The sequence below is a fragment of the Flavobacterium commune genome (assembly GCF_001857965.1).
GTDB lineage: Bacteria > Bacteroidota > Bacteroidia > Flavobacteriales > Flavobacteriaceae > Flavobacterium > Flavobacterium commune.
The window spans coordinates 799,066-813,840 of sequence record NZ_CP017774.1 but is presented as its reverse complement, the minus strand read 5'-3'; the positions used below and the strand labels follow the sequence as shown (position 1 = coordinate 813,840).

Sequence of the window (14,775 nt, the reverse complement as noted above, 5' to 3'; positions counted from 1 at the left end):
TTAATAAATGTTAGATATAAAAGATTTTTCCATTTTTGAAAACCAAGTTAGTTTTGACTTTAAAGGTTTGCTAATAAAAATACTGAGTTATTGGAAATGGTTTTTAATTAGTTTAATCATTACATTTACTATTGCTTATCAGGTGAATATTCGTAAAGAGAAAATTTACGAAATGGGAACTTTGATTTCGGTAAAAGAAGAGAATAATCCGTTGTTTACTTCTAATACGAGTTTGACATTCAATTGGGGAGGAGTTTCCGATCAGATGCAGACCATTTTAACCACCTTACAATCCCGCTCTCATAACGAATTAGTTGTTGATCAATTGCAGTTTTACATTGATTATCTGGTACAGGAAAAGTACAATATGGTCGATGCTTATGGTGCTGTTCCGTTTTATCTAACTATTGATAAAAACAAAGGGCAGCTTTCAGGAGCTTTGATTGCTATTCAATTTTTAAGCGAATCGGAATATCAAATAAAAATTATTTTTGAAGGTAATTCGGCTTCATTAATTACTTATTCTGATAATTCGTACAGTAATACTGCTGTAGCTGTAGGTGATTTTGTTAAGAAATACAAAGTAGGCGAACAGGTTTCGTTGCCGTTTTTACACTGGAAATTACAAATAAAAGACAATCCCGGTTTTTATAAGGGTAAAGAGTATTTTGTACGATTCAATAACTTTGACGGTACCGTTTCCCGTTACAGAGGAATCAACGTTAGTGCTGACGAAAAAGGAGCTTCGATACTTAGTTTAAAATTAACTGGGACTAATAAGGCCCGAATGGTAGAGTATCTCAATGCAACGGTGAATATGTTGATTAAAAGGCAATTGGACAAGAAGAATCGATTTGCAACCAATACCATTGCTTTTATTGATAGTACTCTTGTGGCTATGGAATCGCAATTAAAGACAGCCGGAGAAGAGCTGAAGTCTTTTAAGAAAGGAAAAGATGTTTTAAACATTGAAGATGGAGGAGCTAAGTTTTCGGATAAAATTCTTCAATATGATGTGGAAAAAGATGCTATTGTTCGAAAAATAAGTTATTATAATTCGCTTAAAGCCTATTTAAAAAACAGTGTTGATTATTCCAGACTTCCTGCGCCATCCGTTGCCGGAATTGAAGATCCTAATATTGTAGCTAATATTTCCAAGCTGATTGCTCTTTCTACCCAACGTTCAGAAATGGCTTATGCTGTAAAAAGTGATAAGATATTCCGGGATTTTGACAATCAAATGGAGGCTGTTAAAAGTGTTTTGTTAGAAAATATCGCTAGCGCAAAATCATCATTGCAATTTGACTTAGGTTTGATAAACAGTAAAATTAATCAGGCTGAAGGGAATATTAAAAAGTTACCTGATGATCAGCAGGAATTGGTTAAAATAAAGCGGAAATACGATTTAAGTGATAATATTTACAGCACTTTTCTTCAAAAAAGAAGCGAAGCCGATATTGTAAAAGCAGCCAATTTATCCGATATTCATTTTATCGATCCGGCCAAAGATGTGGGCGGAGGCTTGATAGGACCTAATTCTTCTGTAAATTATGTATCGGCACTTTTTCTGGGAATCTTAATTCCGTTGCTTTTTATTTTTGTACTCTTTTTTATCAATAATTCGGTCCAAAACGCAGAAGATGTAAGCAAGCAAACTCAAATTCCGTTAATAGGAGTTGTAGGTGTGTATAAGGAAAATGGGGAATTGGCGGTTTTTGATAAGCCTAAATCGGCTTTATCTGAATCTTTTAGAGCCATTCGCTCGTCTTTACAGTTTTTGTATAAAAGGCAGCATGTTGAAGGAGCTAAAACCCTTATGATAACTTCTTCGGTAAGTGGTGAAGGAAAGACATTTTGTTCGATTAATATCGCTACGGTTTTTGCTTTAAGCGAAAAGAAGACAGTAATTGTTGGTTTGGATTTGAGGAAACCAAAATTGTCTCAGGAATTTAATTTGACCAATGATGTCGGTGTGGTTAATTATTTGATTAAACAAAAAAGTTTAGACCAAATAGTCAATACAACCTCAATTCCTTATCTGGATGTGATTCTTTCAGGGCCGGTTCCGCCTAATCCTTCGGAGTTGATTATTGGTGAAGCTATGGCAGAGTTGATTGAGGAGTTAAAAAAGAATTACGATTACATTATTTTAGATACTCCTCCTGTTGGTTTGGTTTCGGATTCTTTGGAGTTAGGGCAATATGCTGATGTTACTTTGTATATAGTAAGGCAAAATATTACTAAGAAAGAAATGATTCCGTTATTGAATAACAGGGTTAAACGTGGAGAAATGAATAATGTGAGTATTATTTTGAATGGATTTGAAAATAAAGCCAAGTATGGATCTGCTTATGGGTACGGCTATGGCTATGGTTACGGAGATTATTCTAACGGTTATCATGAAGAGGAAAAACCAAAGAATGTTTTGAAAAAAATAATGAAGAAAATTAGAAAAGTCTAATAAGAAATTCAAATACGTCAGTGAGAGAAATAACAAAATATACCATTTTAATTACCGGAGGAGCAGGATTTATAGGTTCTAATCTGTGTGAATATTTTTTGTCCAAAGGCAATAAGGTGATTTGTCTCGATAATTTTGCCACAGGTCACCGTCATAATTTGAAAGCCTGTATTGATAATCCTGATTTTCTTTTAATCGAAGGTGATATTCGAAATTTCGAAGATTGTAAAAAAGCGGTTCAGGGTGTTGATTATGTGTTGCATCAGGCGGCTTTGGGTTCGGTTCCGCGTTCTATCAATGATCCGATTACGACTAATGATGTTAATGTTTCGGGTTTTTTGAATATGTTACAGGCAGCTACAGAGGGCAAAGTAAAACGCTTTGTGTATGCCGCCAGTTCTTCAACTTATGGAGATTCAGTAGGATTGCCAAAAGTAGAAGATGTTATCGGTAAACCACTTTCGCCTTATGCGATTACTAAATATGTAAACGAGTTGTATGCTGAAATTTTCAGTAAGACGTATGGAATAGAAACAGTAGGTTTGCGTTATTTTAATGTTTTTGGAAGAAAACAAGATCCTAATGGCGCTTATGCGGCAGTAATTCCAAAATTTGTAATGCAATTAATGAATCACGAAAGCATTACTATCAATGGTGATGGGAATTACTCACGTGATTTTACTTATATTGATAATGTAATTCAAATGAATGAATTGGCAATTTCGACAGATAAAATTGAAGCGGTCAATACGGTTTACAACACCGCTTATGGAGACAGAAATACGCTGAATGATTTGGTTGGCTATTTAAAACAATATTTGAGTGTTTACGATGCTAAAATTGCAGATGTAACAGTTGTTTACGGACCCAATAGAGCCGGAGATATTCCGCATTCATTAGCGAGTATTGATAAGGCAAAAGATTTGTTAGGGTACAATCCGGAGTATTCTTTGCAGGAAGGACTTAGGATTGCGGTAGATTGGTATTGGAATAATTTGAAATGAAGTTAGAAGTCAGAAGTTGGAAGTTAGAAGTTGGAAGTTAGAAGTTAGAAGTTAGAAGTTAGAGGTTAGAAGTTAGAAGTTACTGTTGCGCTTAGATTTCATGACTCGATACATAATAGAAAATAAAATAATGGGAATTACAAAAATTTGTTGCATTGGGGCGGGCTATGTTGGTGGACCTACAATGGCAATTATAGCACAAAAATGTCCGCATATACAGGTGACTGTGGTGGATTTGAACGAAGAAAGAATTGCAGCCTGGAATGATGCGGATGTGAATAATATTCCAATTTACGAACCCGGACTTTCGGAAATTGTAAAAGAGGCCAGAGGTCGTAATTTGTTTTTTTCTACCGAGGTGGATAAAGCTATCGATGAAGCAGAGATGATTTTTATTTCGGTAAATACACCCACCAAAACCTATGGAAAAGGGAAAGGGATGGCTGCCGATTTGAAATACATCGAATTGTGTGCCCGACAGATTGCCAAGGTGGCTAAGTCGGATAAAATTGTAGTTGAAAAATCGACTTTGCCGGTGCGAACTGCCGAGGCGATAAAAAGTATTTTGGATAATACAGGAAATGGAGTAAAATTCCAGATTCTTTCTAATCCGGAATTTTTGGCTGAAGGCACCGCTGTTCAGGATTTGTTAAATCCCGATCGTATTTTGATAGGTGGTGACACTAGCGATGAAGGTGAAAAAGCCATTCAGGAATTGGTTGCTGTTTATGCTAATTGGGTTCCGGTCAACCAAATTTTGACTACTAATGTTTGGTCCTCTGAATTGTCAAAATTGACAGCTAACGCTTTTTTGGCACAACGAATTTCTTCGATAAACGCCCTGTCAGAACTGTGCGAAAAAACAGGTGCCGATGTGAACGAAGTGGCGAGAGCCATAGGAATGGACAGCCGAATTGGTCCTAAATTTCTAAAAGCTTCTGTAGGTTTTGGAGGTTCTTGTTTTCAAAAAGATATTTTGAATTTGGTTTATATCGCAAAATCTTATGGCTTAAACGAGGTAGCAGATTATTGGGAACAGGTGATTATTATGAATGACCACCAAAAAAGAAGGTTTTCAAATAATATTGTAAAAACGCTTTATAATACTGTTTCCGATAAAAAGATTGCATTCCTGGGTTGGGCTTTCAAAAAAGATACTAACGATACCAGAGAGTCAGCAGCTATATATGTAGCGGATGATTTGATTAGTGAAAATGCTAAAATTGCGGTTTATGACCCCAAAGTATCCCGAAAAAAAGTTTTAGCCGATTTGGATTACCTACAGTCCAGAACAGCCGATGAGAATGTCAATAGTATTTTGTCTTTCGATAATCCTTATGAAGCCTGTAATAAGGCTCATGCCGTTGCTATTCTTACCGAATGGGATGAGTTTGTAACTTATGATTGGCAGAAGATCTACGATTCGATGCAAAAGCCTGCCTTTGTCTTTGATGGAAGGAATATATTGGATAAAACGGTTTTGGAAAAGATTGGTTTTGTTTATCAGGCGATTGGGTCTTAAAACTCACCCTAGCACTCTCCAAAGGAGAGGGAGTCGAAGTGTAGCCAGTTTAACCCAGAACCCGCATTAGGATTTTTTTGTTTTTTTGTCCCGCAGATTATGCAGATTATCGTAGATTTTATGCTTAAAAATAATTAAAAAATCCGTTTGAATCCGTTTAATCTGTGTTCCATTGCGTAATCCAGGTTTAAAATATTTAGAGCTTTTATATTTCTATTTCAATGAAGAAGGAAAGTATGAATTGGTATGTAGTTTACACCAAACCGAAGTGGGAAAAAAAAGTAGCCGAACAATTAATTCAAAAAGGGATTGAGTGCTATTGTCCTTTGGTTACTCAGGTTCGTCAATGGTCGGATCGAAAGAAAAAGGTGGAAGTGCCACTTTTTAATTCCTATGTTTTTGTCCGTTTAGCAGAGAATGATCGGAATTTAGTATTCCAGTCTTCAGGTGTTGTGCGTTATCTTTTTTGGTTGGGAAAACCGGCGATTGTGCGTGATGAGGAAATTAACACTATTAAGAAATGGCTCGCCGTGCCTGATAAGTATGAGATTTCAGTTGCTTCTTTACAGGTAGGGGATAAAGTCGTCTTGGAATCTGGGCCTTTTAAATCCCAGGAAGCTGTCGTTCAGGAAGTAAATAGAAATAATTGTATCCTTGTTTTGGAATCAATGGGATGTGTTTTAAAGATGAAAAAGATATAAGAGTGAATTTATATCTTTTTTTTGTTTTTAATTTAGAATAGAAAGAAAGTTCTTATAGTGTTGTTGGCCTGCTTATTAAAGATTTTTAATTTGAAGCTTTCTATTTATTAATGTTTCTAATTTGTTATTTTCGTTCAATTTCAAAAGTATTGATAGGAATTCAACTTTGAGTCGTTTATATTTGCGGATGAAAAAAAAGTCGGATTCTAACCCATTTTATGTGAGTTGGAACCGCGAAGCGTTGGAGAAAAGTCAGTAAAGTAGACATAAATAAAGGGAAATCAGTGGAGTCTAATTCTAAAATAGCAGTTATAGGTCTTGGTTATGTTGGTTTGCCATTGGCTCGTTTATTTGCTACAAAATATGCAGTTGTTGGATTTGACATCAATCAAAAACGGATTGAAGAATTGCAGGCCGGTACAGACAGTACTTTTGAAGTTGAAGAATCGGTTTTAAAATCGGTTTTAGTTTCAAAAGAAGACACGTCTGTAGAAACAACGATGCAAAAAGGACTTTATTGTACAAATCAATTAAAAGACATTGCCGATTGTAATTATTATATAGTTACTGTACCAACACCTGTTGATAAAAATAACCGTCCTGATTTGACTCCTTTGTATAAGGCCAGCGAAACAGTAGGTCAGGTTTTGAAAAAAGGAGATATTGTTATTTATGAATCAACGGTTTATCCCGGGGTGACGGAAGACGAATGTGTGCCGGTTTTAGAACGAATATCAGGATTGCAATTTAATATTGATTTTTTTGCGGGCTATTCCCCTGAAAGAATTAATCCGGGTGATAAAGAACATACTGTAGATAAAATATTGAAAGTTACTGCCGGTTCTACTCCGGAAATCGGAGAAAAAGTAGATAAACTATACCAATCAGTAATTACGGCAGGAACGCATTTGGCACCTTCTATCAAAGTAGCCGAGGCGGCTAAAGTAATCGAAAATTCCCAACGCGACATCAATATTGCTTTTGTCAACGAATTGGCTAAAATATTCCATTTGATGAATATTGACACCCAGGCGGTTTTGGCAGCTGCGGGAACTAAATGGAATTTTTTGCCATTTAAACCGGGATTGGTTGGAGGACATTGTATAGGGGTTGATCCTTATTATCTGGCGCAAAAAGCACAGGAACTAGGATATCATCCTGAAATTATATTGGCCGGACGACGATTGAATGACAGTATGGGAGAGTATGTAGCTGCCCAAGTAGTTAAGTTAATGATTAAGAAAGGGATTTCGGTTAATGGAGCCAGCTTATTAATGTTAGGAATAACTTTTAAAGAAAACTGTCCAGATGTTCGCAATACCAAAATTGTAGATGTAATTAAAGCATTGCAGGAATATGGGATTTCTATAAGCATTTATGATCCATTAGCTAGTCCGGTTGAAGTAGAAAAAGAATACCAGTTAAACACAAGCAATCAGATACCACAGGAAAAATTCGATGCCATCGTATTAGGAGTATCACATACTCCGTTTTTAACAATGGATTTGTCAAAACTTCAAAATACAGCAAGTATAATTTACGATGTAAAAGGAGTTTTAAAGACTAATGTGGACGGGAGGTTATAATATAATAGTTGTCTGTTTTCGGTTGTCTGTTTTTAGTAATTCGACAACACAGCCCTAACCCCTCTAACTCTATTTAATATTTTTATTAGGAATCGTTGAGTCTTCGATTTCAAGAGGGGAATTCGTCCAGATTATACAAAACAAATTCCCTCCTTGAGGAGGGTTAGGGAGGTGTAAAACTTTAAAATAAGATATGAGATAAAAAGGTTGTTTTTAATCGACTACTATTTTTTAACAACCGATAACACACAACCAATAACTGAAAACTCTCAACTGACAACAGAGAAATGAATAAAACCCACACAATCATACACGTAATCCTTACAGGAGGAATAGGAAGTCGTTTATGGCCTTTATCACGTAAAAGCCAACCTAAGCAATATTTGGAAATTTTTGAAGGCAAGTCCCTATTTGAATTGACTGTAGAACGCAATAGTGATATTGCCGATAAGGTAATCGTGGTAGGGAATGTAGATAACTGCCATTTGAGCAGAAAGATTTTAGAAAAAAGGAATACGCCTTATCTGGATATTGTAGAATCGACACCAAGAAATACGGCGGCAGCAATTGCTTTTGCAGCATTTGCCGCTAATCCCGATGATATTTTAATTGTGACACCAATGGATCATATCATTGAAAAGAAAGATTTATATGATATAGCGGTTGTAGATGCCATAGAGAAAGCAGCTAATGGTTATATTGTCACATTTGGAATTGTTCCTACCAAACCTGAAACCGGTTATGGTTATATTGAAGCAAAAGGAGAAAATGTATTATCCTTTAGAGAAAAACCAAATTTAGTTACAGCCAAAGCTTTCATTGCCAAGAAAAATTTTCTGTGGAATAGCGGTATGTTTTGTTTTAAGGCAGGGGTATTGTTAGAGGAATTAAAACATTTTCAACCTAAAGTATATAAAAAATCTAAAAAAGTTTGGGAGCATAATGACAATGGGAAATTAGATTTAGATTTATCACTTGAAATTCCATCTATTAGTATTGATTATGCGGTGATGGAAAGAAGTAAAAAGATAAAGGTAGTTCCTTCCCAGTTTTTATGGTCCGATTTAGGCTCATTTGAGTCCGTTTACGATTATTTACTTTCTAAAGGGCATCCTGTTGATGAAAATGGAAACATGACAATTGGAACCCAGAATTACACGGCATTTATAGGTTTAAAAAATACCATTTTGATAGCAACTGATAATGCTAATTTGGTTCTGCAAAAAGAATATTCCCAGGATGTTAAGGATTTGTATAACGAATTAGAGCTTGAGAAACCGGAGTTGTTACAATAATTTTTTAGAAATAATTAAACTCGTCTTAGTAGAGAGGGCTATTTATAGTTGTTTCATGAAAAGAAAAACAATTTGTGTTTAAGTAGTAAAGGAAAGATGTGAGTTGTTAGTGGGATTTAATAATGAAACAAGAAAGAGGTAGGATAGCTATATTAGATGGATTTAGAGCATTGGCAATTTTTTTTGTTATGCTTTGTCATTTTTTTTCAAGATACATAAAACCGTATCATAAAGAAGATTTGTATCCTTACGGAGCTGATTATGATTATTTTAGTTATGGATTTTTAGGAGTGCAGTTTTTTTTTATTATTAGTGGATTTGTTATTTTTTTTACTTTAGAGAATACTTTAAATTTTAGCACATTCTGGAAAAAAAGATTGATAAGACTTTTTCCCTCCATGTTAGTAGCATCTATAATTATTTATTTATTTTTTAATTTTTTTGAAGATTCTAATTTTTTATTATCGCATAGATTACTAAACTTTATTCCAAGTTTAACTTTTATAAAGCCTGAGCTTATTAATAATTTGGTTGAATCTACATTTGGGATTCAGTTAAATTTAGACTATCTGAATGGGTCTTATTGGAGTTTATGGGTTGAAATACAATTTTATTTATTCGCAAGTTTATTCTTTTTTTGTGATAAACTAAATTTTATAAGAAATATAATAATTATTTCTGCTTTTTTATGTATTTCTAATTTAGTTATGTATAACATAGGAGGGAGTAATATTTTGGGAATTTCTTATGCAAAAGAAATTACTTTTTATTTTACCAAATGGATTGCAGGAGGCTTTAATTTGTTAGATTATTTACCTTTTTTTGTGATCGGTATGTTGTTTTATTTGATGTTTAAAAACAAGGATGAAAATAAAAAGAATACAATTTTTGTAAAAGGAGCTTTGTTATTTTTTATGAGTTTTGTATTGTTTTTTTCAAGAGATAATATTGTGAGGTTACTTTTGATGTTGATGTTTTTTTTGTTTTTTGTTTTTATTTATTATCCAAATAGACTAAAGGTATTGCAAAATTCTTTTTTTAAAAAGAATGGCGAGGCTTCTTATTTTATGTATTTAATTCACGAAAATATAGGTGTTTTTCTGATTATAGTTTTTGGATCTTTTTTCAAATCTTTTGGATTTGTCTTGCCTCTTTTGATTATTTTATTTTTCTCTTATTTAAGTATTTTGTATTATAAATACGACACAAGAATAAATAGGTTTTTTAAAATAAAATTATTAAAAGAATAAAAACATCATTATGAACCGTTTATAATGGTTAAACTATAGAATGAAAATTTAATAATTAATTTGTATTGTGGGTTATCCAATGAATAGCAGTCAATAAGATAAATTAGAAATTGAAAACTAGAGTTAATTAAAATTTGAAAATAAATATTGTTAATTCAAAAACAATAAATTAAGATATATAAATGTTAGGGGAGATAAAAACATACATTGCTGAAAAATTTGAAATTTTATATTATTTCTATAAGTATATAGGTAATAGTTTCTTTTTATTGTTAGGGTTTAATTTTTTATCCGTTTTGATGGATGGTTTAGGGTTAACCATGTTTGTTCCACTACTTCAAATTGCTGATAATAATGTTGGTTTGGAAGGTAATAATGGGGAATTAGTAAGTTTGGTTAAGTCTTTCTTTAATTATTTTAATATTCCATTAAATGTGTTGACAATGCTTTTGTTGATAGGGAGCGTATTTATTTTTAAAGCATTGTTTTCTTATTTTACCATGTCATTCCAGTCGATAACATTAAATGTTTTTTCTCAAAAACTGAGGAATAAAAATTCTTTAGGTTTGAGTAAATTAAATTATAAGGAGTTTATATCTGCAGATATAGGTAGAATGCAAAGCACTTTAACAGGAGATGTTTATGCCGTTACTGCTGCTTGTACCAATTATATCGAAACAATAAAAAACGGTATGATAGTGTCAGTATATATGGGATTTGCCTTTTTTATGGATTGGAAGTTTTCCATTCTTGTGATGATAGGTGGTTTACTTACAAATTTTATCTACAAATTTTTTTATAAGCATACTAAGAATTTTTCTAAAAAAGATACAGATTATGAACATCAGTATACTGGTTTAGTAATCCAAGGAATTAATCATTTTAAATATCTAAAAGCAACGTCAAGAAACAGTTTGTTTGACAAACGAATGTTGGATTTGTTAGAGGTATCAGTAGAAAATAAAATTAAGAGTGGGAAATTGAATGCTTTTATCACTTCATTGAGAGAGCCTTTAATGGTTATTGTTGTTTGTGTGGTTATTGCTTTACAATTAATCGTTTTTAAGGCTTCATTATCTGCCATTATGATAGTCTTGATGCTTTTTTATAGAGCAATGGCTTATATTATGTCCGTTCAAATTTGTTGGAATATTTATCTTAGTAATATTGGAGCTATGGATAATATGAGGGATTTTGAAAAATATTTATTAGAAAACGAAGAGAAGAAAAATGGAAGCATTAAAATTAATCAAATAGATACTATTCATTTAGATAAGATTAATTTATCATTTGATGAGTTTAAAGTAATAGATAATTTAAGTTTGGATATTAAAAACAAACAATCTGTTGCATTTGTAGGAGAAAGTGGTTCAGGAAAGACAACTTTAGTAAATATTATTTGTGGCCTATTACATAGTAATAACGGGAAATTAGAAGTAAACGGAATTCCTGTTGATAAGATTGATTTAAAGTCCTATCGCTCTAAAATTGGTTATATTTCTCAAGAACCTACCATCTTTAATGGTGATATTTTTGATAATGTTACTTTTTGGGCAGAAAGAACACCTGAAAACATCAATAAGTTTATGGATACTATGAAAAAATGTAGTATGATAAAATTTTTAGATAAATTACCTCAAGGCTATAATGAATTGTTAGGTTATAACGGTTTAAATTTAAGTGGAGGTCAAAAACAACGAATTTCTATTGCCAGAGAATTGTACAGAGATATTGATGTTTTGATTATGGACGAAGCGACTTCGGCTTTGGACTCTGAAACAGAGAAGGAAATTAAGGAAAGTATTGATGCTTTAAAGGGTACGGTAACCATCATTTCAATTGCACATCGATTGTCAACCATTCAAAATGCAGATGTTATTCATTTGATGGCAAATGGAAAAATTATAGATTCAGGAAATTTTAAAGAATTAAAATCGTATTCTAATAATTTTAAAAAGATGACTGATTTGCAAGGGATGTAATTTTTTCAGTGCATAATTTTGTATATTTTAAAATATTGTTAAGTAGGTTGTCTGTTAAATAAATCTCTGATTAGCATTTTTTTGAAGGATTAAAGAATATTAAATTAATTAAAGTGAAGCATAATTCAAAAATATATATAGCAGGTCATAACGGAATGGTTGGAAGTGCAATTTTAAGTAATTTGCAAAAACAAGGCTATTCAAACTTTGTTTTAAAATCATCCAAAGAGTTGGATTTAAGAGATTCAATTGCTGTATCTGAATTTTTTAAAACCGAGAAGCCAGAATATGTTTTTTTGGCAGCGGCAAAAGTGGGAGGTATAGTAGCCAATAATACTTATAGGGCAGAGTTTTTATATGATAATTTGATGATTCAAAACAATGTAATTCATCATTCGTATTTGAATGGGGTTAAAAAATTACTTTTTCTAGGATCCAGCTGTATTTATCCAAAGTTGGCTTCTCAACCATTGAAAGAGGATTATTTGTTAACAGGGGTATTAGAACCTACCAATGAGCCTTATGCTATTGCAAAAATTGCAGGAATCAAAATGTGCGATGCTTACAGGAGTCAGTATGGATGTAATTTTATTTCGGTGATGCCAACTAATTTGTATGGTAAGAATGATAATTATGATCTTGAAAATTCCCATGTTTTACCAGCGATGCTGCGCAAATTTCATGAAGCTAAAATAAATAATGAAGAATCAGTTACTTTATGGGGGACAGGAACTCCCATGAGAGAGTTTCTAAATGCAGCTGATATGGCTGATGCCTGTGTTTTTTTAATGAATAATTATGATGAACCGGGATTGATTAATATCGGTACAGGAAAGGACATAAGCATTAAAGAATTAGCTGAAACCATAAAAAAAATCGTTGGTTATGAAGGAGAAATTATTTGGGATACTAATCGTCCGGACGGTACACCCAGAAAATTAATGAATGTAGATAAGCTAAGTAATTTAGGCTGGAAATATAGTATTGAATTAGAGGAAGGTATAAGACAGGTTTACGGAGAAAAATTTTTATAATATAAATGACAAAAGTAGCATTAATTACGGGAATAACAGGACAAGATGGTTCTTATCTGGCAGAATTATTATTAGAAAAGGGATATGAAGTTCATGGAGTTAAGCGTAGAGCTTCTTCATTTAATACCCAAAGAATTGATCATTTATATGTTGATTTACATGAAAATAATGTTCATTTTAAGTTGCATTATGGTGATTTGACTGATTCAACCAATATTATCAGAATTATCCAGGAAGTGCAGCCAGATGAAATTTATAATTTGGGTGCTATGTCCCATGTAAAAGTAAGTTTTGATTCCCCTGAATATGTGGCTAATGTGGATGGTATTGGTACTTTACGTATATTAGAAGCGGTTCGAATTTTAGGCTTAACTCATAAAACCAGAATCTATCAGGCATCGACTTCGGAACTTTATGGAGGTTTAGAAGAAAATAAAAATGAGAAAGGTTTTTATGACGAAAATTCACCCTTCTACCCTCGATCTCCTTATGGAGTGGCTAAAATTTATGGTTTTTGGATAACTAAAAACTATAGAGAAGCTTATAATATGTATGCTTGTAACGGAATTTTATTTAACCATGAATCGCCTAGACGAGGGGAGACCTTTGTTACGAGAAAAATCACGATGGCTACTGCAAAAATTGCATTGGGTAAGCAAGATTGCCTGTATTTAGGTAATTTGAATGCACAGCGGGATTGGGGACATGCTAAAGATTATGTAGAGGCAATGTGGGCCATGTTGCAACAGGAAAAAGCTGAGGATTTTGTAATTGCTACAGGGAAAACAACCTGTGTTCGTGATTTTGTCAGAATGGCTTTTGCTGAATGCGGTATAGAGTTGGCTTTTTCAGGAAATGCCGAAAATGAGATTGCAACAGTTGTAGTTTGTAATAATCCTGAATTCCAAATCGAAATAGGGAAGACTGTCGTTAAAATAGATCCAGAGTATTACAGACCTACAGAAGTGGATTTATTAATTGGAGATCCTGTTAAAGCAAATACTAAATTGAACTGGAAGCCTAAATATGATTTAGGCCTTTTAGTAAAAGAGATGGTAACTTCAGACTTAAAAAAAGCATTAAATAACGAGATATAATTTTATATGCCTAAATTATCCATTATTACAATAAATTATAATAATAAAAATGGTTTAAAAAAGACCATTGAGAGTGTTATTAATCAAACATGGAAAGATTTTGAATATATTATTGTTGATGGAGGTAGTACCGATGGTAGTCTTGATATTATAAAACAATATGAAAATCAAATAAATTTTTGGGTAAGTGAACCTGATAAGGGAATTTATAATGCTTTAAATAAGGGAATCAATTATGCTAAAGGGGAATATTTACTTTTTTTGAATGGAGATGATTGTTTAATACATAATGAAATTTTGTGTAAAATTAATAATCATATTAAGGGTAAAGATTTAATTTATTTTGATGTTGAAACTGTCGATGATAATAAAAAGAATACTATTTATTATCCTCATCAATTATCGTTCTATTTTTTTTATATCACTACAATTTGTCATCAGGCGGTTTTTTTTAAAAAAGATATTTTTATAAAATATGGATTATTTGATGAAAACCTAAAGATAGTTTCTGATTGGAAATTTATAATGCTATCAATAATTAAATATAATGTTAGCTATAAACATATCAACGATGTATTTTGTGTTTTTGATGGAAGAGGTATAAGTAGTGCAAAAGACAAAAATAATAAGCATGCAATGCTACATATTCAAGAAAGACAAAAAGTTTTATCAGAAGAGTTCCCGTTGTTTGTTTCAGATTATTCAGAGTTTCAGTTATTAAAATTTTATTTTGAAAAATATAAATTGGGATATATTAAGAAAATTGCGATCTCTTTAAGGCAAAAATTTAGTTTTTAAAAATTCATTTAAATTTTTGAATATCCATTATTAAAATTACTATAT

11 protein-coding genes are annotated in these 14,775 nt (G+C 32.4%); all 11 read left to right on the top strand.

Translation table 11 applies throughout. The features are described from left to right. Positions 1-7 precede the first annotated feature (7 nt). The 11 genes from BIW12_RS03415 (at position 8) to BIW12_RS03365 (ending at position 14,730) form a co-directional block, all read left to right on the top strand. Entirely contained in the window at positions 8-2,461 is a 2,454-nt protein-coding gene (locus BIW12_RS03415) for a polysaccharide biosynthesis tyrosine autokinase (protein WP_071183825.1), read from the top strand. A gap of 20 nt (positions 2,462-2,481) precedes the next feature. Then, entirely contained in the window at positions 2,482-3,465 is a 984-nt protein-coding gene (locus BIW12_RS03410) for an SDR family oxidoreductase (protein ID WP_071183824.1), read from the top strand. A 130-nt stretch (positions 3,466-3,595) separates the two neighbouring features. Next, complete coding sequence (locus BIW12_RS03405; protein WP_071183823.1) at positions 3,596-4,987, top strand: UDP-glucose 6-dehydrogenase; 1,392 nt, start codon at positions 3,596-3,598, stop codon at positions 4,985-4,987. A 236-nt stretch (positions 4,988-5,223) separates the two neighbouring features. Next, positions 5,224-5,688 carry a UpxY family transcription antiterminator gene (locus BIW12_RS03400; protein WP_071186109.1) on the top strand — a complete coding sequence of 155 codons (465 nt, stop codon included), beginning with the start codon at positions 5,224-5,226 and terminating at the stop codon, positions 5,686-5,688. Positions 5,689-5,972: 284 nt separating this feature from the next. Continuing rightward, positions 5,973-7,274, top strand: coding sequence for a nucleotide sugar dehydrogenase (locus BIW12_RS03395; RefSeq protein ID WP_071183822.1), 1,302 nt, complete (start codon positions 5,973-5,975; stop codon positions 7,272-7,274). A 287-nt stretch (positions 7,275-7,561) separates the two neighbouring features. Further along, positions 7,562-8,569, top strand: a complete 1,008-nt coding sequence (locus BIW12_RS03390) for a mannose-1-phosphate guanylyltransferase (RefSeq protein ID WP_071183821.1) — start codon at positions 7,562-7,564, stop codon at positions 8,567-8,569. Between the two features lie 122 nt (positions 8,570-8,691). Next, the gene (locus tag BIW12_RS03385) at positions 8,692-9,819 is read left to right on the top strand and encodes an acyltransferase family protein (protein WP_071183820.1); all 1,128 of its coding nucleotides are present in this window, start codon (positions 8,692-8,694) and stop codon (positions 9,817-9,819) included. Between the two features lie 182 nt (positions 9,820-10,001). After that, the gene (locus BIW12_RS03380; RefSeq protein WP_071183819.1) at positions 10,002-11,801 is read left to right on the top strand and encodes an ABC transporter ATP-binding protein; all 1,800 of its coding nucleotides are present in this window, start codon (positions 10,002-10,004) and stop codon (positions 11,799-11,801) included. A 113-nt stretch (positions 11,802-11,914) separates the two neighbouring features. Then, positions 11,915-12,835 carry a GDP-L-fucose synthase family protein gene (locus BIW12_RS03375; RefSeq protein WP_071183818.1) on the top strand — a complete coding sequence of 307 codons (921 nt, stop codon included), beginning with the start codon at positions 11,915-11,917 and terminating at the stop codon, positions 12,833-12,835. A 5-nt stretch (positions 12,836-12,840) separates the two neighbouring features. Then, positions 12,841-13,932: a GDP-mannose 4,6-dehydratase gene (gene gmd, locus BIW12_RS03370; RefSeq protein ID WP_071183817.1), complete on the top strand. Its 1,092-nt coding sequence runs from the start codon at positions 12,841-12,843 to the stop codon at positions 13,930-13,932. Positions 13,933-13,938: 6 nt separating this feature from the next. Then, a complete protein-coding gene (locus BIW12_RS03365) occupies positions 13,939-14,730 on the top strand; it encodes a glycosyltransferase family 2 protein (protein WP_071183816.1) in 792 nt (263 codons plus the stop codon). Positions 14,731-14,775 lie beyond the last annotated feature (45 nt).

Bases quoted from the DNA above. Each gene is read 5' to 3' on its own strand.
- BIW12_RS03400 (WP_071186109.1), top strand. From the start codon at position 5,224: ATGAATTGGTATGTAGTTTACACCAAACCGAAGTGGGAAAAAAAAGTA.
- BIW12_RS03365 (WP_071183816.1), top strand. From the start codon at position 13,939: ATGCCTAAATTATCCATTATTACAATAAATTATAATAATAAAAATGGT.
- BIW12_RS03385 (WP_071183820.1), top strand. From the start codon at position 8,692: ATGAAACAAGAAAGAGGTAGGATAGCTATATTAGATGGATTTAGAGCA.
- BIW12_RS03380 (WP_071183819.1), top strand. From the start codon at position 10,002: ATGTTAGGGGAGATAAAAACATACATTGCTGAAAAATTTGAAATTTTA.
- gmd (WP_071183817.1), top strand. From the start codon at position 12,841: ATGACAAAAGTAGCATTAATTACGGGAATAACAGGACAAGATGGTTCT.
- BIW12_RS03390 (WP_071183821.1), top strand. From the start codon at position 7,562: ATGAATAAAACCCACACAATCATACACGTAATCCTTACAGGAGGAATA.
- BIW12_RS03415 (WP_071183825.1), top strand. From the start codon at position 8: ATGTTAGATATAAAAGATTTTTCCATTTTTGAAAACCAAGTTAGTTTT.
- BIW12_RS03405 (WP_071183823.1), top strand. From the start codon at position 3,596: ATGGGAATTACAAAAATTTGTTGCATTGGGGCGGGCTATGTTGGTGGA.